General features: G+C 50.2%; 26 protein-coding genes, 1 riboswitch and 1 other annotated feature. Of the genes, 17 read left to right on the forward strand and 9 right to left on the reverse strand.

Annotated features, from left to right (window positions below; genetic code table 11):
- Positions 1-113: 113 nt before the first annotated feature.
- From LN341_RS10155 to hisIE, 13 genes are all read left to right on the forward strand, one after another.
- Positions 114-611 (forward strand): peptidylprolyl isomerase, encoded by a 498-nt coding sequence (locus LN341_RS10155; protein WP_046222314.1) that lies wholly within the window; start codon positions 114-116, stop codon positions 609-611.
- Between the two features lie 47 nt (positions 612-658).
- Positions 659-1,402, forward strand: coding sequence for a UDP-2,3-diacylglucosamine diphosphatase (gene lpxH, locus LN341_RS10160; protein ID WP_046222313.1), 744 nt, complete (start codon positions 659-661; stop codon positions 1,400-1,402).
- A gap of 296 nt (positions 1,403-1,698) precedes the next feature.
- A complete protein-coding gene (locus LN341_RS10165; protein ID WP_234203215.1) occupies positions 1,699-2,913 on the forward strand; it encodes an EAL and HDOD domain-containing protein in 1,215 nt (404 codons plus the stop codon).
- Positions 2,914-3,402 carry a YchJ family protein gene (locus tag LN341_RS10170; protein ID WP_234203216.1) on the forward strand — a complete coding sequence of 163 codons (489 nt, stop codon included), beginning with the start codon at positions 2,914-2,916 and terminating at the stop codon, positions 3,400-3,402.
- 133 nt (positions 3,403-3,535) lie between these two features.
- Positions 3,536-3,583 carry a his operon leader peptide gene (gene hisL, locus LN341_RS21880; RefSeq protein ID WP_144409115.1) on the forward strand — a complete coding sequence of 16 codons (48 nt, stop codon included), beginning with the start codon at positions 3,536-3,538 and terminating at the stop codon, positions 3,581-3,583.
- Positions 3,559-3,698, forward strand: a sequence feature (His leader region). It overlaps the preceding gene by 25 nt.
- Before the next feature lie 47 nt (positions 3,699-3,745).
- A complete protein-coding gene (hisG, locus tag LN341_RS10175) occupies positions 3,746-4,642 on the forward strand; it encodes an ATP phosphoribosyltransferase (protein ID WP_046222312.1) in 897 nt (298 codons plus the stop codon).
- Positions 4,643-4,647: 5 nt separating this feature from the next.
- Positions 4,648-5,964, forward strand: a complete 1,317-nt coding sequence (hisD, locus tag LN341_RS10180) for a histidinol dehydrogenase (RefSeq protein ID WP_234203217.1) — start codon at positions 4,648-4,650, stop codon at positions 5,962-5,964.
- A gap of 1 nt (position 5,965) precedes the next feature.
- Positions 5,966-7,021, forward strand: a complete 1,056-nt coding sequence (hisC, locus tag LN341_RS10185) for a histidinol-phosphate transaminase (protein WP_234203218.1) — start codon at positions 5,966-5,968, stop codon at positions 7,019-7,021.
- Positions 7,022-7,038: 17 nt separating this feature from the next.
- Positions 7,039-8,109, forward strand: a complete 1,071-nt coding sequence (hisB, locus tag LN341_RS10190; RefSeq protein ID WP_370643633.1) for a bifunctional histidinol-phosphatase/imidazoleglycerol-phosphate dehydratase HisB — start codon at positions 7,039-7,041, stop codon at positions 8,107-8,109.
- On the forward strand, positions 8,109-8,741 hold the full coding sequence (hisH, locus tag LN341_RS10195; RefSeq protein ID WP_234203219.1) for an imidazole glycerol phosphate synthase subunit HisH: 633 nt from the start codon (positions 8,109-8,111) through the stop codon (positions 8,739-8,741). The genes hisB and hisH overlap by 1 nt, the downstream gene beginning before the upstream one ends.
- Before the next feature lie 17 nt (positions 8,742-8,758).
- Positions 8,759-9,493 carry a 1-(5-phosphoribosyl)-5-[(5-phosphoribosylamino)methylideneamino]imidazole-4-carboxamide isomerase gene (gene hisA / locus LN341_RS10200; RefSeq protein WP_234203220.1) on the forward strand — a complete coding sequence of 245 codons (735 nt, stop codon included), beginning with the start codon at positions 8,759-8,761 and terminating at the stop codon, positions 9,491-9,493.
- Positions 9,494-9,506: 13 nt separating this feature from the next.
- Positions 9,507-10,280 carry an imidazole glycerol phosphate synthase subunit HisF gene (gene hisF, locus LN341_RS10205; protein ID WP_234203221.1) on the forward strand — a complete coding sequence of 258 codons (774 nt, stop codon included), beginning with the start codon at positions 9,507-9,509 and terminating at the stop codon, positions 10,278-10,280.
- On the forward strand, positions 10,277-10,909 hold the full coding sequence (gene hisIE / locus LN341_RS10210) for a bifunctional phosphoribosyl-AMP cyclohydrolase/phosphoribosyl-ATP diphosphatase HisIE (protein ID WP_234203222.1): 633 nt from the start codon (positions 10,277-10,279) through the stop codon (positions 10,907-10,909). The genes hisF and hisIE overlap by 4 nt, the downstream gene beginning before the upstream one ends.
- A gap of 72 nt (positions 10,910-10,981) precedes the next feature.
- On the opposite strand, the gene LN341_RS10215 is transcribed toward hisIE, so the two are convergent.
- Together LN341_RS10215 and LN341_RS10220 are read right to left on the reverse strand one after the other, a co-directional pair.
- Entirely contained in the window at positions 10,982-11,584 is a 603-nt protein-coding gene (locus tag LN341_RS10215) for a thymidine kinase (RefSeq protein ID WP_234203223.1), read from the reverse strand.
- Positions 11,585-11,777: 193 nt separating this feature from the next.
- A complete protein-coding gene (locus LN341_RS10220; RefSeq protein WP_234203224.1) occupies positions 11,778-13,364 on the reverse strand; it encodes a Na+/H+ antiporter NhaC family protein in 1,587 nt (528 codons plus the stop codon).
- Between the two features lie 105 nt (positions 13,365-13,469).
- Positions 13,470-13,649: riboswitch (Lysine riboswitch) on the reverse strand.
- A gap of 374 nt (positions 13,650-14,023) precedes the next feature.
- On the opposite strand from LN341_RS10220, the gene LN341_RS10225 reads away from it, so the two are divergent.
- Positions 14,024-14,416, forward strand: a complete 393-nt coding sequence (locus LN341_RS10225; protein WP_046222303.1) for an H-NS family nucleoid-associated regulatory protein — start codon at positions 14,024-14,026, stop codon at positions 14,414-14,416.
- Between the two features lie 109 nt (positions 14,417-14,525).
- Here LN341_RS10225 and LN341_RS10230 read toward each other — a convergent pair whose 3' ends face one another.
- Both LN341_RS10230 and LN341_RS10235 read right to left on the reverse strand, forming a co-directional pair.
- Positions 14,526-15,497 (reverse strand): lytic transglycosylase domain-containing protein, encoded by a 972-nt coding sequence (locus LN341_RS10230; RefSeq protein ID WP_234203225.1) that lies wholly within the window; start codon positions 15,495-15,497, stop codon positions 14,526-14,528.
- Positions 15,498-15,513: 16 nt separating this feature from the next.
- Positions 15,514-15,795: a YcgL domain-containing protein gene (locus tag LN341_RS10235; RefSeq protein WP_046222511.1), complete on the reverse strand. Its 282-nt coding sequence runs from the start codon at positions 15,793-15,795 to the stop codon at positions 15,514-15,516.
- 238 nt (positions 15,796-16,033) lie between these two features.
- Between LN341_RS10235 and minC the strand changes: the two genes are divergently transcribed.
- Genes minC through minE form a run of 3 tightly spaced genes read left to right on the forward strand, consistent with a single transcriptional unit; the run spans position 16,034 to position 17,798 of the window.
- Positions 16,034-16,696, forward strand: coding sequence for a septum site-determining protein MinC (minC, locus tag LN341_RS10240; RefSeq protein ID WP_046222510.1), 663 nt, complete (start codon positions 16,034-16,036; stop codon positions 16,694-16,696).
- A gap of 21 nt (positions 16,697-16,717) precedes the next feature.
- Positions 16,718-17,530, forward strand: a complete 813-nt coding sequence (minD, locus tag LN341_RS10245; protein WP_046222509.1) for a septum site-determining protein MinD — start codon at positions 16,718-16,720, stop codon at positions 17,528-17,530.
- 7 nt (positions 17,531-17,537) lie between these two features.
- The gene (gene minE, locus LN341_RS10250) at positions 17,538-17,798 is read left to right on the forward strand and encodes a cell division topological specificity factor MinE (protein WP_027253478.1); all 261 of its coding nucleotides are present in this window, start codon (positions 17,538-17,540) and stop codon (positions 17,796-17,798) included.
- Between the two features lie 65 nt (positions 17,799-17,863).
- Here the strand turns inward: minE and rnd are convergent, their stop codons facing one another.
- The 5 genes from rnd to LN341_RS10275 all read right to left on the reverse strand — a co-directional run bounded on the left by rnd (position 17,864) and on the right by LN341_RS10275 (position 22,816).
- Positions 17,864-18,985, reverse strand: a complete 1,122-nt coding sequence (gene rnd / locus LN341_RS10255) for a ribonuclease D (RefSeq protein ID WP_046222508.1) — start codon at positions 18,983-18,985, stop codon at positions 17,864-17,866.
- A gap of 154 nt (positions 18,986-19,139) precedes the next feature.
- On the reverse strand, positions 19,140-20,837 hold the full coding sequence (gene fadD, locus LN341_RS10260; protein WP_046222518.1) for a long-chain-fatty-acid--CoA ligase FadD: 1,698 nt from the start codon (positions 20,835-20,837) through the stop codon (positions 19,140-19,142).
- Between the two features lie 119 nt (positions 20,838-20,956).
- The gene (locus LN341_RS10265; RefSeq protein WP_234203227.1) at positions 20,957-21,874 is read right to left on the reverse strand and encodes an alpha/beta fold hydrolase; all 918 of its coding nucleotides are present in this window, start codon (positions 21,872-21,874) and stop codon (positions 20,957-20,959) included.
- Between the two features lie 33 nt (positions 21,875-21,907).
- Positions 21,908-22,462: a Slp family lipoprotein gene (locus LN341_RS10270; RefSeq protein WP_234203228.1), complete on the reverse strand. Its 555-nt coding sequence runs from the start codon at positions 22,460-22,462 to the stop codon at positions 21,908-21,910.
- A 57-nt stretch (positions 22,463-22,519) separates the two neighbouring features.
- Entirely contained in the window at positions 22,520-22,816 is a 297-nt protein-coding gene (locus LN341_RS10275) for a hypothetical protein (RefSeq protein WP_046222507.1), read from the reverse strand.
- Positions 22,817-22,840 lie beyond the last annotated feature (24 nt).

Raw genomic sequence — 22,840 nt, forward strand, 5'->3', positions numbered from 1 at the left:
CTTCTATAGTTATAGAATTAACCCGGTTCACCTGTATAAACTGTATTGACGCTTTGCCTTAGTTCGTTAGAATTCAGGGTTTAATGCAATACACTCCAGTTAAGGATAAGCTCATGGTAACGCTTCACACCACTTTCGGTGATATTAAAATCCAGCTCAACACAGAAAAAGCCCCAGAAACCAGTGCGAACTTCCTGCAGTACTGTCGTGACGGTTTTTACAATGGCACACTGTTTCACCGTGTGATTGACGGCTTCATGATTCAGGGTGGCGGTATGGCCTCCGGCATGGTTGAGAAAGAAACCCGTGCGCCAATCAAAAATGAAGCGAACAATGGTCTGAGTAACAAAACTGGCAGCATCGCGATGGCCCGTACCATGGAGCCACATTCAGCAAGTTCTCAATTCTTCATCAACGTCAATGATAACAACTTCCTCGATTTCAAATCTGAAACGCCGGATGGTTGGGGATACTGCGTATTTGGTGAAGTGGTTGAAGGAATGGATATCGTCAACAAGATCAAAGCGGTCGCAACAGGTAACTGGGGCTACGTGCACCAGGACGTGCCGGTTGAAGAAGTTGCCATCAATTCTGTGACCATCGAAGAATAATTTCCTGCCAAGGTGGCCGCTCACACCGGCCACCTGTCTCAATACTTATGACCATATGTTTTATAGCTGATTTGCACCTGAGTGCGGATCGCCCTGATATTACCAATTGTTTTCTGCACTTTATGTCAACTGAGGCAACCCAGTGCGACACACTCTATGTGTTGGGTGATCTGTTTGAAATGTGGATTGGTGATGATGATGACAATCCCTTCCATCGCCAGATCAAACGTGCATTTAAAGCACTGACGGATTCTGGTGTGCCCTGTTTTTTCATCCACGGCAACCGTGATTTCCTGATCGGCAAGCAATTCAGCCGCGAAACGGGCGTGAAGTTATTACCAGAACACACAGTGATTGACCTGTTCGGTACGCCAACGTTAATTTTGCATGGTGACACCTTGTGTACCCTGGATGAAAGCTATCAGCGTTACCGAAAAAAAGTCCATAACCCATTTATTCAGTGGCTATTTTTACGCTTACCTCTGGCATGGCGCCAGGCTGTCGGCCGCAAGATGCGCTCTGGCAGCAGTAGCAACAATCAAATGAAGTCCTATGACATCATGGATGTGACGCCGCAAGCTGTGATTGACTTGATGTCAGAACACAAGGTGAGCCATATGATCCACGGCCATACCCATCGTCCGGCTGTTCATGATTTAACCATTGATGGTCAGCATGCCACGCGAACCGTACTGGGAGACTGGTATGATCAGGGCTCCGTTTTGCTCTGCACACCTGCAGGCTGTCAGCTTCAATCGCGCAGCTTCAGAGTGGCAGAACAAAATCAGTGACACATACTCAAACCCACGCATAACCCGGTGATTCATAACCAGAGACTGAATTCGGCTCAGCACCGGGCATTACTTTTACTTATCAACCCTATCTTTTGGGCTTAAGATCACAAGCCGCGCAATTTCTCAGCGAAAGGTCACAGCCAGTGGAAAATTCTACTGCTAATGTTACGCAACAGTGATAATTATTAGTAATATACCGGTTCACACCTGTCATGCGGACTATTCACCAAAGAGAATCACTGGCAATGCAAGCCCTCGCCAACACAACGATAACCATAAACAGTGCTGATATCATGTATTCTTATCTTGCCCGGCAGCCCGTTTTAGATCGCGACAAAACGACTATTGGCTACGAATTGCTCTTTCGCGATGGGCCCAAAAATTGTTTCCCGGATGTGCCACCTGAAGAAGCAACGAACCGCTTATTACTGAACAATTTCTTCTCTAACGGTTCCAACGATGTCTGCAGTGGCAAGCTCGCCTTTGTCAATTTTCCTGAACAAAGCCTGCTGAAAGGCACACCACTTCTTTTTCCGTCCCATAGTTTTGTGATTGAAGTCCTGGAAAGCTGCACCCCCTCTGACACACTTCTGGATACGGTCAGAGATCTTCATCAGCGGGGTTACCAGATAGCACTGGACGATTTTAATCCGAGTGTGGAATGGAACCGATTTCTGCCTTTCGTTCACATCATCAAGTTTGATTTACAGCTGACACCGATTGATAAAGCGCGATTCTTTATCCGCCGTCACAAAGACAAACCCATTCAGTTTCTGGCTGAAAAAGTGGAAACCTACGCCGAATTCACAGAAGCCAAAGCGGCGGGCTTCCATCTGTTTCAGGGATATTTCTTCAGCAAACCGGAAATGATGCAGCAAAAGACGCTCAGCCCTTCCGCGCTGACCACACTGCGGCTCTACCAGCAAATCTGCCAGGATGTCGTGAACTTTGATGAGGCGGAAGAAATTATTGCGACTGATTTGTCCTTGTCGTACAAATTATTACGCCATGTGAATGCCATCACCTCAAACCGTGCTGTGCCCATTTCTTCGTTCAAACAGGCACTCATTTATCTGGGAGAAGAAAGACTTCGCCGCTTTATCAGTTTTGTCGCAACCTCACACGTGACCCGTGACAAGCCGCCATCACTCTACTGCCTGTCTTTACAACGGGCTCACTTGTGTGAACTGCTGGCCGCTGATATTTCCCCGAAATTAAATGGCAACCGTGCATTCCTGACAGGGCTTTTCTCGATGCTGGATTCGCTGCTTGATCAGCCGCTTGATGTGTTAATCCCTATGTTGCCGCTTGATATCAGTATTCAGGACGCCTTGATTCACCGCAGCGGAAAACTGGGATATCTGCTGTCGCTGGTCTGCGCCTACGATCATGCAGACTGGGACCAGGTGGATACCATGTGCATGAAACTGGGTCTGGAGAGTGAACATGTTGCGCACCGCTATCTGGAATCTTTAGAATGGGTTACCAGCATAGAAGAACTGCAATAAATGATGACGAACACACAATTATGTCCTTGTGGCAGCCAGCAAGCTTTATCCGGCTGCTGCCAGCCAGTCCACCAGCATCCGTCGAAGGCCCACCATCCAGAGCAGCTCATGCGCGCCCGATACAGCGCGCATGTTCTGGGACTGGTGGATTTTGTCGTCGCAACTTACCATCCCAGCTGTCAGGCCGAGCAATACAGGGATGCCATCGCTGATTCCGTCAATAGTGACTGGCTCGGACTTGAGGTCGTCAGCAGCCAGGTTACCAGCGAGAATGAAGGCTATGTTGAATTCAAAGCCTTTTACCGTGATGGTGACCAAGAGTACTGCCTGCACGAAAAGTCACGCTTTTTACGTGAAATGGTCGACAACAGTCCGCAATGGTTCTATATCGACGGGGAATATCCGAAAGCGACTGAACCACAGAAAGTCGGCAGGAATGACCCCTGCCCGTGTGGTAGCGGCAAGAAATTTAAAAAGTGCTGTATGTAAGCCGCTCTCCCTGCGGCCTTGAGCAGGAAGAAATTTCTAAAATGTACTAATTAACTATTGCAAAACCGCCTGAGCTTAGTTAGTGTGATTAGCAAGTCCACAGTCAATAATGATTTAGACAGAGTACATAATTATGCGTATCCAACTGGTAAACCTACACCACCATCATCATCCTGATTAGTCTTTCAGGAGGATACGCCTCACTCTGGAAGACGACAAATCGCCTCTTCCAGCGGTCGCTACATATAAGCAGCATTCAGACCCCCGGAAGAGTAATCTTCCGGGGGTTTTTCGTTTTAGCACTGAATTTTAAAGATAAATTAAGCATATAGGGAATGTCATCATGCAAACACAACGACTACGCATTGCTATCCAGAAGAAAGGACGACTGAGCACTGAATGTAAAGATCTCCTAAAACGCTGCGGTGTGAAGTTTAATCTGATCGGTGAGCGCCTTGTCGTTCACTGTGAAAATATGCCTATCGACCTGCTGCTGGTGCGTGATGACGACATTCCCGGTCTGATCATGGATGGTGTCGTCGATTTGGGCTTCATCGGTGAAAATGAACTGGAAGAAGTCGGACTAGAGCGGGCAGCGCGAAATGAACCAAGCAACTACACCATGCTGCGCCGCCTGGACTTTGGTGGCTGCCGCCTGTCGATTGCGATTGACAAAGACGAAGCATATAACGGCCCGCAGGATCTGCAAGGCAAACGCATTGCCACCACCTATCCTCAGCTGGTGAAGCGCTATATGTCAGAACAGGGCGTGACATTCAGTACCTGTATGCTGAATGGCTCTGTTGAAGTTGCCCCTCGTGCCGGCCTGGCCGATGCCATCTGTGACCTGGTTTCCACCGGTGCGACTCTCGAAGCCAACGGTCTGAAAGAAGTCGAAGTGATCCTGCAGTCCAAAGCGGTACTGATTCAGCGTTCTGGTGATTTCAGCGCTGATAAACAAGCATTGATCGAGCGTCTGTTAACCCGTATGCAAGGTGTGATTCAGGCCAAAGAGTCAAAATACATCATGCTGCACGCACCGACTGAATGCCTGGAACAAGTGACAGCTTTACTGCCTGGCGCAGAAGACCCGACCGTTCTGCCGCTGTCTCACGACAAGAGCCGGGTTGCCGTTCACCTGGTCAGCTCAGAAAATCTGTTCTGGGAAACCATGGAACAACTCAAAGCGCTGGGCGCCAGCTCAATTCTCGTTCTGCCCATTGAGAAAATGATGGAGTAAAGACCATGAAAACGGTTGTATGGCAATCTCTGAGTGAACAGCAGCGTGAATCGTTACTGCAACGTCCGGCCATCACAGCAGGCGAGAATGTAACGGCCATTGTGAAAGACATCATTACCGATGTTCGTCAACGTGGCGATGAAGCCTTGCTGGAACTGGCAGAAAAATTCGATAAAGTCCGTCCGGAATCCATCGCAGTCACACAGGAAGAAATTCAGGCCGCCGCTGACAGACTGTCAGAGGACATGAAGCAGGCGCTGCAGCAGGCTTATGCCAACATCGCCAAGTTCCACAAAGCGCAAAAAGCCAAACCGCTGCAGGTTGAAACACAACCCGGGGTGATCTGTGAGCAGGTCACCCGGCCCATTAATGCCGTTGGTCTTTACATTCCGGGCGGCAGTGCACCCTTGCCATCGACTGTATTGATGCTGGGCGTACCGGCACAAATTGCCGGATGCCGGCGTGTGGTGCTTTGTTCGCCCCCGCCGATTGCCGATGAGATTCTGTATGTCGCTCAACTGTGCGGTATTACCGATGTTTACAATATCGGTGGGGCGCAGGCAGTCGCCGCCATGGCGTACGGTACCGAATCTGTGTCCAGAGTCGATAAAATTTTCGGCCCGGGGAATGCATTTGTTACCGAGGCCAAACGTCAGGTAAGCAACGATTTCAACGGCGCTGCCATCGACATGCCTGCCGGTCCGTCTGAAGTCATGGTGATAGCCGACAGCAGCGCCGACCCGGATTTTATTGCAGCAGATTTGCTCAGCCAGGCAGAGCACGGACCTGACTCACAGGTTGTGCTGGTCACCCCAGAGCCAAGTATCGCCGACCGAGTCGCTGACGCCATTGCCAGTCAGCTCAGCAGTCTGTCCCGGGCCGATATCGCCCGTCAGGCGCTCGGCTCAAGTCTGATGATCATTGCTGACAGCATCACTCAGTGTGTCTCTATTTCAAATCACTACGGGCCTGAGCACCTGATTGTTCAAACCCGTAACCCACGTGATTTAGTGCCCCTGCTGGATAATGCTGGCTCCATTTTCCTGGGTCGCTGGTCACCGGAATCCGTTGGCGATTATGCCTCTGGGACCAACCACGTCCTGCCGACTTACGGCTATACCAAAACCTACTCCAGCCTGGGCCTGGCCGACTTTACCAAACGGATGACGGTACAGGAACTCAGTGCCGACGGTCTGCTGGAACTGGCGCCGACCGTGGAAACCATGGCAACCGCCGAAGGTTTGGACGCACACCGCCGTGCTGTCAGCATCCGGGTAGAAAAAATTAAACAATCACGCGCATCGACGTTGAAAGAGGCTTAAGATGAACCCTGAATTACTGGCTCGTAAAACCATTCGCGACCTCACGCCGTACCAGTCAGCACGCCGCCTGGGTGGCAGTGGTGACATCTGGCTGAATGCCAACGAGTCGCCGTTCGTCAATGAATTCAAGATTCAGTGTGACCGCCTGAACCGCTACAGTACCTGCCAGCCAGAAGCGCTGATTCAGGCCTATGCCGATTATGCGCGTGTCGATAAATCTCAGGTACTGACCTCCCGTGGGGCTGACGAAGGGATTGAGCTGCTGGTTCGTACTTTCTGCGAGCCGAAGCAAGACAGCATTCTTTACTGCCCGCCAACTTACGGCATGTACAGCATCAGCGCCGAAACCTTTGATGTAGGTGTGAAGCAGGTGCCACTGACCGCTGACTGGCAGCTGGATTTACCTTCGATTGCTGAAAATCTCGACGGCGTGAAACTGGTGTTTGTCTGCAGCCCGAACAACCCGACCGGCAACCTCATCCGCCGGGAAGACATCATCAGCCTGCTGAACATGACGCAGGACAAAGCCCTGGTGGTGATGGACGAAGCCTATATTGATTTCTGTCCGGAAGCTTCGACCGTTGATTTACTGGCACAATTTCCGAACCTGGTGATCCTGCGCACCCTGTCCAAAGCCTTTGCGCTGGCTGGTCTGCGCTGTGGTTTTACGCTGGCGAACGCTGTGGTGATAGATTTGCTGCTAAAAGTCATTGCGCCTTACCCGGTGCCTGTTCCTGTGGCCGATATTGCCGTTCAGGCCCTGTCGCCCGCCGGTCTGGCCAGAACCAAATTCCAGGTGCTCGACCTGAGCGCCAACCGTGCTTACCTGCAGGCAGGACTGAGTATGTTACCCGGCGTGACGGTCTACGACGGCTATGGGAACTATCTGCTGGTGCGTTTTCCCGACGGGGACGCCTTGTTCAAAGCCCTGTGGGACAACGGCATTATTTTACGCCGCTCGCCGATCGAAAACTGTATCCGTATCAGTATCGGCAGCCGGGATGAGTGCGAGAAGACCCTGGCCTTCATCCGCACTCAGCTGGAAAAGATTTCGTAATTTGGAAGGATTCTATTGTGAGCAAGGAAAAAATTCTCTTTATTGATCGCGACGGCACGCTGATTGCCGAACCGCCGGTAGACTTTCAGGTCGATCGGCTGGACAAACTTGAGCTTGAGCCATTCGTCATCCCTGCCCTGCTAAAACTGCAGGATGCCGGCTACAATCTGGTCATGGTGACCAATCAGGACGGGCTGGGCACAGACAGCTACCCGCAGGCGGACTTTGACGCCCCACACAATATGATGATGGCCATTTTCGAGTCTCAGGGCGTTCGCTTTGATGAGGTGCTAATCTGTCCGCACTTTGAACACGACAACTGCAGTTGCCGCAAGCCAAAGCTTGGCCTGGTTAAAGACTACCTGCAACAGGGCCGGGTCGATTTTGCCACCTCTGCGGTGATCGGCGATCGTCAGACCGATCTGCAGCTGGCCAGTAACATGGCAATCCGGGGGATTCAGTACCAGCGTGAAAACCTGGGCTGGGCGCAAATTGTGGCCGACCTGACCACTCGCCCACGCATTGCTGAAGTAGTCCGCAAAACCAAAGAAACCGATATCAGAGTGAAGGTTAATCTGGATCAGTCCGGTGGAAACGTGATTGAGACCGGTCTGGGCTTTTTCGATCACATGCTGGATCAGATTGCGACCCACGGTGGGTTCCAGCTCATCCTGACCGTCGATGGCGACCTGCACATTGATGATCACCACAGTGTGGAAGATACCGCGCTGGCTCTGGGTCAGGCGCTGAAAGAAGCGCTGGGCGACAAGCGCGGTATTGGCCGCTTTGGTTTCAGCCTGCCCATGGACGAGTGTCTGGCCCAGTGTGCGCTGGACCTGTCCGGCCGCCCCTACCTGAAATTCGATGCCAAGTTCAGCCGTGAGAATGTCGGTGATCTGTCAACGGAAATGGTCCCGCACTTCTTCCGTTCTCTGACCGATACCCTGGCCTGCACGCTGCACCTTTCTTCCGATGGCAACAATGATCACCACATCGTTGAAAGCCTGTTTAAAGCCTTTGGCCGTACTTTACGCCAGGCGATTAAAGTGGAAGGCAACGAGCTGCCAAGCAGTAAAGGGGTGCTGTAATGACTGATTCAACACAAAAAGTCGTCATCATTGATACAGGATGCGCCAACGTTTCGTCCGTACGATTTGCCATTGAACGTTTGGGTTATCAAGTGACTGTCAGCCGGGATCCCGACATTGTGCTGGCGGCGGATAAACTCTTTCTGCCCGGTGTGGGTACCGCCAGCGAGGCCATGAAGAACCTGGCCGAGCGCGATCTCATCTCACTGGTCAGCCAGGTTGACAAGCCACTGCTGGGGATCTGTTTAGGCATGCAACTGCTGGGTGACTACTCAGAAGAGCAAGGCCAGAATGGTACGGAACAAGTGCCGTGCCTGAAACTCTGTCCGGCACCGGTGCAGAAAATGCGCACCGGTGAGCTGCCCTTACCGCACATGGGATGGAATACCATTACTCCGGAAGCCGGCCACCCTTTGTTCAACGACATTCCGGACGGCAGCTATTTTTACTTCGTTCACAGCTACGCCATGCCGGCATTCAATACCGAACAAGGCAGAACCATAGCCAGCTGTGAATACGGCCAGCCCTTTACTGCCGCAGTGCAAAGCGGTAATTACTACGGGGTGCAGTTCCACCCTGAGCGGTCCGGCAAAGCCGGTGCGCAACTGATTCAAAACTTTCTCAATATGTAAGACGACAAGGACTGGTTATGATTATTCCCGCACTCGATTTAATAGATGGTCAGGTCGTCCGCCTGTTTCAGGGCGATTACGGTCAGGTGACCGAGTATAAAGTCAATCCCGCAGAGCAGTTCGCCCTGTATCATCAGGCTGGCGCCGATTGGTTGCACCTGGTGGATCTGACTGGCGCGAAAGACACTTCAGCACGTCAGCTCGATTTAATTCGTACCCTGCTTGCCAGCACACCAGCCAATATCCAGATTGGTGGCGGTGTTCGCAGTGAGCAAGATGTGGCTGATTTGCTGGATGCCGGCGCGCAGCGTGTTGTGATTGGTTCAACCGCAGTAAAACAACCGGAAGTCGTTAAAGCCTGGATGGAAAAGTACGGCCCGGAGCGTATCGTACTGGCGCTGGACGTCAACATTGATGACAACGGCCAGCGCAAGGTGGCCGTCTCCGGCTGGCAGGAAGATTCAGGTATCACCATTGAAGCCCTGATTGAAGACTTCCGCACTGTGGGACTCAAGCATGTGCTGTGCACAGATATCTCTCGCGACGGCACGCTGGCGGGCTCAAACGTCAGTTTGTATCGCGACCTTTGTGCGCAGTACCCGGATGTTCAGTTCCAGTCATCCGGCGGCATCGGCTCACTGGATGACATTGCCGCGCTGAAAGGCACAGGCGTTGCCGGTGTGATTGTCGGCCGTGCCCTGCTGGACGGGAAATTTACCGCAGAACAGGCATTTGCCTGCTGGAACGCGTGATAAGGAGCCTGAGATGTTAGCAAAACGCATTATTCCCTGCCTGGATGTCCGTGACGGCCAGGTCGTTAAGGGCGTTCAGTTCCGTAATCACGAAATCATCGGTGACATCGTGCCGCTGGCAAAGCGCTATGCAGAAGAAGGGGCTGATGAGCTGGTTTTTTACGATATCACAGCGTCCAGCGACGGCCGTGTGGTAGACAAAAGCTGGGTCGAACGCGTCGCTGAAGTCATCGACATTCCGTTCTGTGTCGCCGGCGGGATTAAATCTGCCGACGATGCCCGGCAAATTCTGCAATTTGGCGCCGATAAGATTTCTATCAACTCACCGGCGCTTGCCAACCCTGCGCTGATCACTGAGCTGGCTGATAAATTCGGCGTGCAGTGTATTGTAGTGGGGATCGATTCTTACTTTGATGCCAAAACCGGCCAGTATCAGGTGTACCAGTTTACCGGTGATGAAAGCCGCACTCAGGTCACCCAATGGCAAACCGCGGACTGGATTGAGGAAGTGCAGCACCGCGGTGCCGGTGAAATCGTGCTGAACATGATGAATCAGGATGGTGTTCGCCAGGGCTATGATCTGACTCAGCTCAATCTGGTGCGCGACCTTTGCAAAGTGCCGCTTATTGCCTCCGGCGGTGCCGGTGAAATGGCACATTTTGCCGATGCCTTTAATCTCGCCAGAGTCGACGGCGCGCTGGCCGCTTCTGTTTTCCACAAACAGATCATTCATATTGGCGAACTCAAGCAATACCTTAAACAACAACAGGTGGAGATCCGACTATGAGCCTGAACAATGAAATTAATTGGGACAAGGTCGACGGTCTGGTCCCTGCCGTAGTACAGGACAGCCGCAGTGGCCAGGTGTTGATGCTGGGCTACATGAATGATGAAGCCCTGAGCAAAACGCTGGATACCCGCCAGGTGACCTTCTGGTCACGCAGCAAACAACGGCTTTGGACCAAAGGTGAAACATCCGGCAATGTGCTGCAACTCAAGCAGATTCAGCTCGACTGCGACCAAGACACCCTGCTGGTCAGCGCCGAGCCTGTTGGTCCCACCTGCCATCTTGGCACCACCACCTGCTTTGATAAAGGCACGACCGATAGCGGTGACACTGCCACCGCCCCTGATCTGGTGTTTCTTCACCGACTGGAGCAAGTGCTGGCAGCCCGTAAAGGTGCTGATCCTGAGTCCTCTTACACCGCCAGCCTTTACGCGCGCGGCACCAAGCGGATTTCGCAGAAGGTGGGCGAAGAAGGCGTTGAAGTCGCGCTTGCGGCAACGGCGGGTGACAAAGAAGAGGTAATTTCTGAATCCGCTGACCTGATGTATCACCTGATCGTGCTGCTGCAAGATCAGGGACTGAGCCTGTCTGATGTGATTGCCAAACTGCAGGAAAGGCACAAAGGCTAAAGCCTGAGACAAACTCCATTAAAAAAGGAAGCTTCAACCGCTTCCTTTTTTGTTTTCATTACGCTGGCTTTATCAGGCGCTTTTCGCGGCCTGACGAGCTTGCTCCATCGCTTCTTTATAATGCTTCCGGCAAACCGATACGTATCTGTCGTTACCACCGATTTCAACCTGATCCCCATCAGCAATCGCTTTACCCGAGGCATCATGGCGGATCACCATGTTCGCTTTTCGGCCGCAGTGACAAACGGTTTTCAGTTCGACCAGTTTATCGGCCCAAGCCAGCAGATACTGACTGCCTTCGAACAGCTCGCCACGAAAATCGGTACGTAAACCATAGCAAAGCACAGGAATATCCAGTTTATCGACCACTTCAGTAAGCTGGTGAACCTGCGCCTTTGTCAGAAACTGGCATTCATCCATTAACACGCAATCAACGCGCGACAAGCTGTTCATCTCAGACAGCTTGTCCCACAGATTATCTTCCGGACGATACAGTTCGGCTTCTTCAGACAAGCCAATTCGCGAACTGACCTTGCCCTGACCAAACCGGTTATCAATCGCCGCGGTAAAAATGACCGGCGACATCCCGCGTTCACGATAATTAAATGACGACTGCAACAGCGTCGTCGACTTCCCGGCATTCATCGCCGAGTAATAAAAATACATTTGCGCCATCAGGCTTTCCGCATCACTCTGAATGTCGCAAGATGCTACCGAAGAAGCATGCGAATTGGAAGTCTGGCTCCCCGCTTCATGCGGTAAAGCCTTTTTGCGGTGACTTCCTGTACACCGAGATAAAAAAACCGGCTCAGTGCATACCAAGCCGGCTCAATGCCATTTTACGGCAGGGATCTTATTTAAACTGCGCTCATGCGCCTTTCAGCGGACGTTTAGCAATCCAGCCAAGGCAGACACAAACCAGTAAGAATGCAACCGTTGCGGCCACGAAAGAGACCGCCAGAGAATTGGTCATCCCTAACACGGTAAAACCTACCGCAGCGACGAGTGCCACAGATAATGCGTAAGGCAACTGTGTTGACACATGATCAATGTGATTACAGCGCGCGCCCGTTGAAGAGAGTATGGTGGTGTCTGAAATCGGCGAGCAGTGATCACCAAACACAGAACCCGCCAGTACCGCGCCAAGCATAGGCAGAATCAGGCTGATTTCAGTGGCTGCTGCCAGATCACCCGCAATCGGCAGCATGATCCCAAACGTGCCCCAGGACGTACCGGTTGAGAAAGCCATAATACCGGCCAGCAGGAACAAAATCACAGGCAACCAGACAGGGTTAATATTGCCCTGAACCAGAGTCGACAGGAATTTACCTGTTGCCATATCGCTGATAATGCTGCCGATTGTCCAGGCGAAGAACAAAATCAGAATGGCACCAAACATAGATTTCGCACCAATCCATATAGCATGCAGAATCTGCTTGACCGGAATGGCCTGACGTCCAACAGCAACCAGTGCCGAGAATAACCCCAACAGGCCACCGTAACACAAAGAGGCACCAACATTGGTAGACTCAAATGCGCCGAGAATAGAAAAAGCTTTAACGTCCGCCTGCAAACTCTGATAGCCGGTGAAAATCATGAAGAATAATGTCGCGGCAACCAGCACCAGAATCGGAATAATGAGATCGCCGACTTTGCCATTCTCGCTTTCTTCAATCTCGAGTTCATCATTCAAATCTTTGGCTTCAGCGTGAATTTCTTCTTTGTCGAAACCGCGAGCATGACTTGCCTGAACTTCATGCTTCTTCATCAGACCTACATCTAATTGGAACCAGGCGACAACGAATACCATCAGCAGTGCAAACACAGCGTAAAAATTCATGGGTGCCAATTGTATAAAGGCACTTAACGCAGAATATTCAGTCACACCATGTGAAATCAGAATACCACCCACCACAGTAATGATATATGCGCCCCAGCTTGAAGCCGGCATCAGTACACACATAGGTGCAGCAGTGGAGTCCAGAATATAAGCCAGTTTTGAGCGGGAAACATAAAATCGGTCGGTGACCGGCCGGGAGATCGAGCCAACCGCCAGGCTGTTGAAATAATCATCGACAAAAATAAACACGCCAAGAAAAGCCGCTAAAAGTTTCGCACCGCGTTTGCTTTTAATCTTAGTCTGCGCCCAGAGTGCGAAGGCTCGCGTACCACCAGAGAGCGTCAGTAATGCTGTGGTCATGCCTAATAAAAGCAAGAAAGCAACAATACTCATATTCCAGGTATTGATGCTGCCACCATCGATAAACAGCCCTTCAACTTTCTCTCTTAAATAAGAAACCGTATGAGACAGACTGAAATCCGTCAGCAATAACGCCCCGATCAAAATGCCGATGCCCAGCGAGAGAAGCACTCGTCGCGTGAGAATAGCAAGGCTCAACGCCACCAGGGGCGGTAAAATGGAAATGGAAGACTGGGAAAAATCTACTAGGTTCATGATCTCTACTACAACCGATCGTGGTTGGAGATCTACTGTTAAACACGGTACCGGTGTCAGCCGTGATGGGAAGCGATATAGGAAAGAAGCTGCAGCCTCTCCCGACCCCACAGTAGCGCTCCATAGTTAATTGTAAGTTACTATGGCAGTGTTATCCCTTTCGGTGACAACCCCAGCAAGGTGATTTGACAGATCCGCCTTACTTCGGCATTAGCTCCTTTCACTGACGTTCTTCGGGGTCACCTCCCGCCAGTTACTGATAGATAATGCACCTCTACCCTTAGTCAAGGAATCGCGTATTCTACTTTTTGTTATCTGATTTGCAACCACAGAAAGCCAATATCTGCTACTTTGGATTAATACGACTGCACTAATCTTCTGTATTTACTTACATTTACCCCAAAAACACTCTGTAAATTAATATGAAATTATTAGCATTGCAGCCAGTTAAAATATTCGTACTTTACCATTTTATTAACAAGCAAAAAAACGAATGTGATCGCCATTCATTGCTCCAAGATAAAGCTCAAGTATAAAAAACCGTCTGATTAATAATGTAAGTTGACGATTTTATTTGGCAGTTGGGTTTAAAAAGTATTATTATTGCAGATATAAAGTGACTCATTAATAATTAGTATAACGCCAACAGGAAATTTGAAATGTCTGATGCAATGAAAGCGCTATTAAACCTTCGTAGTCTTCGTGCTCTTGCTCGCGAATATTCACTGGAGCAACTGAAAGAAGCCCTGGAAAAACTTCAGACCGTGGTTGACGAACGTGAAGAATCAGAAGCGGAAGAAATCGCGAAAGAAAAAGAGCGCGAAGAAAAACTGAAGCAATACCGAGATATGCTACTGGCTGATGGTATTGATCCAGAAGAGCTGATGGCTAACATTGGTAAAGCAAAAACTAAGCGTGCAGCACGTCCGCCTAAATACAAGTTCATCGATGAAAACGGTGAAGAGAAAACCTGGACCGGCCAAGGCCGTACGCCAAGTGCACTTAAAAAAGCACTGGAAGAAGGTAAATCTCTGGACGACTTCAAACTTTGATCACCCAAGCTTGATCGTCCATGAACCAAAAAGCCCGGCATTGATGCCGGGCTTTTTATTATTCGCAATAAATCGTCAATGTCGTTTTTTTGTTCAGCTCACTTTGCGGTTAACGAATACTATCTGCCAGCGTACTGACGGCTAATGCAAAATAATGCGATCGGTTCCATTTTAATAATGTTTGATAATTCCCGTACACTAAATATGCTCTGCCATGATTATCATCAGGTTGCACCAGCCATGCGTTGACATCCACCTTAGGGAGCGCAGCTCCGTTCAAACGGCGCACCCCCAGTTGCTGCCACTCTGACAGCGTTTTCATTTTTTGGGATTCAACACCTTTCAGGTTATCACCCAACCCTTCCGGAAGCCGCACCTGGCGTCCCCATGTGTATTGATCATCCCAACCTGATTTTTTCAGGTAATTTGCCGCGGAAGCAAAGACATCATCTTCCGTTTTCCAGATATCGACTTTATCATCGCCATTGCCATCAACCGCGAAGGTCAGATACGAGGTTGGCATAAACTGTGGTTGGCCCATCGCACCAGCCCACGAACCTTTCATATCTGCAGCCGTAATATGGCCTTGCTGTAAAATGGTTAAAGCCGCCATGACCTGCTCACGGAAAAAGGCTTCACGGCGCCCTTCATAAGCAAGTGTTGTCAGCGCCTCAATCACATTATACGAGCCGGTTAAACGGCCAAAGTTACTTTCCACGCCCCACAATGCCACGATGAATCTCGGCTGAACGCCATACTCACGCCCAATGCGATCCAGTGTTTGCTTGTGTTGCTGATAATACTGATTCGCCTGTTCAATTTTCCACTGAGGAACGGCTCTGGGTAAATATTCATCCAGTGTTAATTTCTTTTCTGGCTGATTTTTATCAGCTTTAACAGCACGTTCAATAAATTTGACATCGGCGAAAGCGGATTCAAGAATCGCATCATCTATCCCCTTCTCACGTGCTTCTTGTTTCAACCCGGAAACATAATTATCAAAACTTTCATCAGCCGACACTATCGGCGATGCAAGGCCCAGTCCTAAGGACACAAAGACAGCTACCCATTGCTTACGCATATCCACCCTTTTATCGTCATGTATTATTTTCTGACTTTCTTGCTTTGTATTCGTCTAGAAGGTTAGTCACTGGTGGCGGGATTTGCAGGTAATATCCCTGGGACGAGAGCTGCTCCCGTACCTTATTGATATCCGCCAATGCTAACTTCCTCTCATGACTCAGTTTTAGCACCATTACAAACTGAGGTGTACCAAAAGTGCTCAATAAAGCTTCAGGTACATCTGAAAAATCATCTTTGGTCTTGATATATAAATAGGTGTTTTCTTTTTTAGGACTTTTATAAATTGCACAAAACATGAGCTGACCTGCAGGTTACCAATCACCATTATCTGACCACAAAAAGCAGAAAACATTCCAGCCCAAATCGAGATCCGGGTTCCTCTGCGTTCTGCCATCACCATTGTGGCTATCATTTAAACTTTATACCGAACTCTGACAAGGAGAACTTGCTGAGACCTGCCTGGGAATATAACATGCTATAACCTATGTGATAACGTACCTGAGCGCGAAATTGTCCGCGGAAGATGAATAAGCCATGACAAAAACGGCAGAATTAAAAGGGGGCAGTTATACGCTCTCATCTTTACACTTAGCTGACGGCGGCTTAGAACAGGCAATCAGTTTCCTGAAAGACAAAGTGGAGCAGGCACCGGCATTCTTTGCCCATGCACCTCTGGTGATTGATGTCAGTCAGGCTGGCAGAGCGCTTGATTTTGAACAACTCCGGCAAGGCATTCAGGATGCAGGTATGATCCCGGTCGGGATCAGCGGCTGCAAGCCTTCCCACCTGCAGGCGCAGGCAAAATCAGCTGGTTTTGCCATCATGAATGCGGCCAAGCAGGCCCGCGCCACCAGCCCGGTGATGGAGCCGGCAAAAGTGATTCGTACACCGATAAGATCAGGGCAGCAAATTTATGCCAAAAATTGCGATCTCGTCGTATTGAATCATGTCAGCGCAGGTGCTGAAATTATTGCTGATGGATGTATTCATATATACGGGTGTTTACGTGGCCGGGCCATTGCCGGCGCCAGCGGTGAAACCCAGGCTCAGATTTTCTGCCATAATTTACAGTCAGAGTTAATTTCTATTGCTGGTAATTATTGGCTAAGCGACAAAATTCAAGACGCTTTTTGGGGAAAAAGTGTCGCTATCTCTCTGACTGACAACAATTTAAATATAGAGCATCTGGCTGTATAACTTTGAAAAGGAATAATACAGATGGCACGAATTATCGTAGTGACCTCAGGTAAAGGTGGGGTAGGTAAAACGACCTCCAGTGCGGCCATTGCGTCCGGCCTGGCCTTAAAAGGTAAAAAAACGGCCGTCATTGATTTCGATATCGGTCTGCGAAATCTGGATCTGATCATGGGCTGTGAACGCCGTGTTGTTTATGATTTCGTGAATGTGATCAATGGCGAGGCAAAACTGAATCAAGCACTGATTAAAGACAAACGAGTCGATAACCTGTTCGTATTGCCGGCTTCGCAAACTCGTGACAAAGATGCCCTGAGTAAAGAAGGGGTCGAAAAAGTCTTGTCTGAACTGGATGCGCTGGGTTTCGACTTCATCATCTGTGACTCACCGGCAGGCATCGAAACTGGCGCGCTGATGGCGTTATACTTTGCAGATGAAGCCATCGTCACCACCAACCCGGAAGTGGCTTCTGTACGTGACTCAGACCGTATTCTTGGCATTCTCGACTCTAAATCCCGCCGAGCTGAAAACAGTGAATCACCGGTGAAGCAACATTTGTTGCTGACTCGCTACAATCCTTCTCGTGTCGTTCATGGTGATATGCTCAGCGTTGCTGATGTTGAAGAAATTCTGCATATTCCATTACTCGGTGTTATCCCTGAGAGTCAGTCTGTGCTGAATGCATCCAACAAAGGTGAACCTGTGATTCTGGACGCCGATTCAGATGCAGGCCAGGCATACCAAGACACTGTTGCGCGCTTACTGGGTGAAGATCGCCCGTTCCGATTCTTAGAGGAAGAGAAAAAAGGCTTCCTGAAACGTATATTTGGAGGCTAACCACACTATGGCTTTGCTAGAGTTCTTCCGCCCCAAAAAACAGTCGACCGCGAGTGTGGCGAAAGAAAGGCTGCAGATCATTGTTGCTGAACGTCGCTCCGCGAGTATGGGTAATCCGAGTTACCTTCCCCAGCTCAAACAGGATATTCTGGAGGTTATCCGCCGTTATGTCGATGTCTCACCTGAGCATGTGACGGTACACCTGGACCAGAAAGAAGAAGACCTGTCGGTGCTGGAACTCAATGTCACCCTGCCCGACGAGAAATAAAAAAATCCCCGGTTCGCCGGGGATTTTTTTTTCAGGTGCTCACTTCATCTGCTGACGTGCAGGCGCTAAACCTGAACCAAAGGCAGTACCCGGTGGGCAAACAGTGCTTTTCGCCAGGTCGAGAGCATTTCAGGCAGCTCATCTTCAGGACAGCCCTTCTTCCATGCCCAGCTCAGTAACTGATTAATTTGTTTTTTCGAAGCAAGAAACTCAGTCGCCAGCCCTGTTTCCTTAGCCACAGCATTCACTTCATCTTTGATGCGTTTAACCATTTGTTTATAGCCAGGCATTTCCATCAGGCGAAATAAGGGCTGCGGATAATCCAGCTGGCTCATTTTTTCAACCTCTTTCACAATGGAAATCAAACGGTTGCCATGTCTTTGAATTTCACGCTCATCAAATCCTTCCTGAGCCATCACCGCTTTTGAAGTGATTTCATAACGGGCAACTTTCCAAAGATGTAGCTCTTTAAGCACAAAGTTAAGCGCCAGATCGCGCTTTCTCGCTTCCTGAAGACGCCAGGAAGCCAGCTTCTGTAAAATAGCCAATTGTTTCGGGGACAACTGCCAGGCATTCTTGATGTCGACGTAAACTTGCTCCGGATCAGGAACACGACTGCGTTTCACCAGCATGGTTTCACACTCCTGATGAAGCGCATCCATCCACCCTTTCGCTTCCACTTTTGCCAGTAACTGCTGATACAGAGGCAACAGATAAAAGACATCAGCGGCAGCATAGTCGAGCTGCTTATCACTCAGTGGACGAGCAAGCCAATTGGTTCTGGCTTCGCCTTTTTCCAGCTCAATCCCCAGATATTCCTGTACTAATGCACCAAAACCGGTCGACAAGCCATGACCGATGAAGGCCGCCATAATCTGAGTATCCAACATAGGTGCCGGCATGCAGCCTGCAGCAGACTGGAATACTTCCAAATCTTCACCACAGGCGTGCAGCACTTTTACCACACCAGGATCTTTCATTAACGCCCAGAGCGGCGACATATCTGTCAGCATGAGCGGATCAATCAAAGACAGAAGTTCACCGTCATAAAGCTGGATCAGCCCCAACTGAGCAAACAGAGTTCGCGTACGAACAAATTCGGTATCCAGCATGACTGCCTGCTGCTGACTTGCCTGCTGACAAACCTCAGCCAGTCTGTCATTCGTAGTTATAATCTCAAATTTCAAAACTCACCTTTTTCAGCATTACAAGCAGACACCAGCCTGCTTCCTTTGTGCCTGAACGCCATTCTCTGAGAAATACTGACAACTGGCACAAAACAAAGTGCCGGCTATTGAAGCCGGCACTGAACTTGAAACAAGTTTATCCTAAATTTCAGGATTATGCTTGCGCTGTCTCTTTCTGCGCGACCTGATCTGACTCTTCCCGCAATGCCCGGCGCAGAATTTTCCCGACATTGGTTTTCGGCAGCTCATCTCTGAATTCCACCACTTTCGGCACTTTATAACCGGTCAGGTACTGACGGCAATGCGACAACAGCTCTTCGCGGGTCAGACTAGGATCGCGTTTCACGACACAAATCTTCACCACCTCACCTGAGGCTTCATCCGGCTGACCAATTGCCGCCACTTCCAGCACTTTGCTATGCAGGGCAACGACATCTTCAACTTCATTGGGATAAACGTTGAAGCCGGAGACCAGAATCATGTCTTTCTTACGATCAACGATATGTAAGAAACCGTCATCGTCAAAACGCACAATATCGCCAGTCGATAACCAGCCGTCTTCCGTCAGCACTTCACGTGTTGCTTCAGGACGCTGCCAGTACCCTTTCATGACCTGTGGCCCCTTCACCTGAAGTTCGCCGGTTTGATCCATCGCCAGCACGTGACCTTCTTCATCCACAATCCGGATATCTGTTGAAGACACCGGCAGGCCAATCGAGCCATTATAGTCCGTCAGATCATGCGGATAAGCGGCAACCAGAGGTGAACATTCCGTCAGACCGTAACCTTCCAGCAGATAGTTCTTTGTCGTTGCCAGCCATTTTTCTGCAACAGCACGTTGCACAGCCATCCCGCCGCCGACAGAAAGGTGGAGTCGGCTGAAGTCCAGCTCCAGGAAATCTTCATTATTGAGCAGCGCATTGAACAGTGTGTTGACACCCGTCAGCGCTGTAAACGGATAACGCTTGAGCTCTTTGACAAAAGCAGGAATATCCCTTGGATTGGTGATCAGCAGGTTCTGTCCGCCCATTTCGATGAAAAGCAGGCAGTTCACGGTCAGAGCAAAAACGTGATACAGCGGAAGCGCAGTGACCACCAGCTCTCGGCCGTCATGCAAAATGGGACCGTAGGCAGCTTTCGCCTGCAGCACATTGGCAATCATATTTCTGTGCGTCAGCACTGCGCCTTTCGCGACACCGGTTGTCCCTCCGGTGTATTGCAAAAATGAGATATCCTCTCCTGACATGAAAGGTTTCACGTATTGCATTCTGCGCCCGCGCTTGAGCGCATGGTTCAGTGAGGTGGCATGCGGCAGGTGGTATTTAGGGACCATCTTTTTAATGTGCTTCACCACAAAATTAACCAGTGTGCCTTTAGGCCGGGAAAGCTGATCTCCCAGACTGGTTAAAATGACATGTTCAACACGGGTTTTGTCGACGATTTTCTCCAGCGTGTGGGCGAAATTCGACACAATTACAATGGCTTTCGCACCAGAGTCATTGAGCTGATGCTCCAGTTCACGGGGTGTGTAGAGCGGGTTGACATTCACCACCACACAACCCGCACGGAGTATACCGAACAGTGCGATAGGATACTGAAGCAGGTTTGGCATCATGACGGCGACCCGATCGCCCTTTTCAAGCTTCAGGTCATTTTGCAGATAGGCCGCAAATGCACGACTGCGTTCTTCCAGTTTTCTGAAAGTCATCACCTGGCCCATATTGATAAAGGCCGTTTGATCGGAATATTTCTGGACGGACTGTTCAAACAGTTCAACCAATGACGTGTAAGTATCAGGGTTGATTTCAGCCGGTACATCATCCGGATAGCGGTTAAGCCAAACCTTATCCACCATGCACTCTCCTTATATTTATTAGGGCTTCAAGCGCCAAAAATGGCTGTAGCGGGACATTCAAACACTTGTTCTATACAAGCATTACAGCACAGTTAACATTGAATTAACACAACTGATTAGACCAGCTTGTTGATTTTTGAACTCAACAGCAAAATCTGATCACAAACAAGCCGGGGGCTATCAAGATGGCAGTGATGACCTCCGGGTATCACGATTTGTTCGGCCTGTTTCAGCCATGACAAGCCCGCGTCCGATCCTTTCAGGGATGAAAAACCTTTCTCGCCGATCACTGATAATACCGGACACTCAATATGCCGCATCAGCGCCTGAGCCTGTTCCTCTGTCATCCTGAACAACGAATCACAACGCAACTTATCGTCATGACGCCAGTACCAGTGCTGACCATCGCTCCGGGTGGCTCGCTGAACCAATGGCCTGAGCTGCTCTGGCGTTAACCCGTTGACCCGGCAACGAACAGAGAGTGCGGCCTGAAACGAATCCAGCTTAAGTTCTGCAGGCTGGCGCTGCCTGCGCTTTGTGCGGCTTTCAATCCCCTGCCGCAACCTTTTCGCCGCCAGATCCGCACTTTCATGGAGTGGCGCAAGTCCTTCGATCAGCACCAGTCCAGTGACTGACTCAGGAAAAGCTCCTGCGTAGGCTGCCGCCACCAGCGCCCCCAAAGAGTGACCAACCAGCATCAGGTTTTGAGAGGACAGAGACTGTACGATCTGAGCCAGATCATCGACGTAGTCCATGAAATAATAATAATTATCTGTCTGACGATGCGCAGAAAGCCCATGCCCGGGCCAATCCACGGCAACCAGGTTGAACCTTGCCGCCAGTGGCTCAAACAGCACATCAAAGCTGGCGGCGTTATCGTGCCATCCGTGCAGAAACAAAAGCGTCGGACGGGCTCTGTCGGCATTGCTTACAGGGATAAGTCTGCCGCGCTTTATGCTTTCCTTGCAGGGAGAAAAAGACGTGATGACCGCCAGCTCAGTTTCAGCCAGCGGTAAACGGCTTTCATACATCATAGTCAGATTCGCTGTTCAATCAGGTAGGGAGTCTTACTCGGGGGTCACACGGTACTCGACATCCAGATTATCCGGCCGCAAACCATAGTGGATGTACTGACAACGGATGCCAAGACAACGGTAGTAGGCACTCACATCATCAACACGGATCTGCTCTTTGATTTGCCAGAGTTGCTGACCTTTGGCAAACACCACAGGATAGGTGTAATCAAAATCACCTATCTTACCGACTTCGCTGCCACGCAGCTGGCCGGCAACGGTGACCAGTTTACCCTGAGCATATTCGATGGGATCGGCAAAGCCATCGATATAAGCGATAAATCGCCCCTGGGGCGCCGCGTTCAGCTCAGGCTTACCTGATTTGTCTATCGGCAGGCTGGCGATCTCCAGCCGCGTGCGTGACGCTTCGTTGGCAACCGAGGCTATCACGCCTCCCAGACGAACCTCTTTACCCTGCACGCCCTGTGGGTCTTCAATGACGACGGTTAAGTCGGTGACAGGTGTCTCGGTCGATGTTTGTAAACTGTCTGGCATCTGGCTGCAGCCACCTAAGACGATCAGAGCAAGTGCCAATATAGATTTTTTCACCACAGGATCCTTTTCAAAAACAGAAATTCGCGTCTGATGCTCTGCCAGCATCGAAGTTCAAACGTAGAAATCTACGCCTAACAAATGAGAGTATTCTTCCCGCTTCGCCTGGTGCAGCACATCAAGATAAGCCGACAAGGCCTGCTTATTTTTCCCCTGCGGGCTGTCGTACTGAACTCTGGCCTGAACCTCTTCGATAAAAGCCGGATCCTTGATCGTTTCCGCTACCGCTTTTGCCACCACAGTCGGCTGAGAAACAGGCGCAGCTGCCTGTTCAGCCTTTCGCTGTTTATCGGTTCGCTTCGGCCTTTGCGGCGCCTGCGTGGCTGTCGGTAAACGGGGTATATTGACCATATTGACCTGTGTGTCTTATTCGCT

This window comes from Photobacterium sp. TLY01 (assembly GCF_021432065.1).
GTDB lineage: Bacteria > Pseudomonadota > Gammaproteobacteria > Enterobacterales > Vibrionaceae > Photobacterium > Photobacterium halotolerans_A.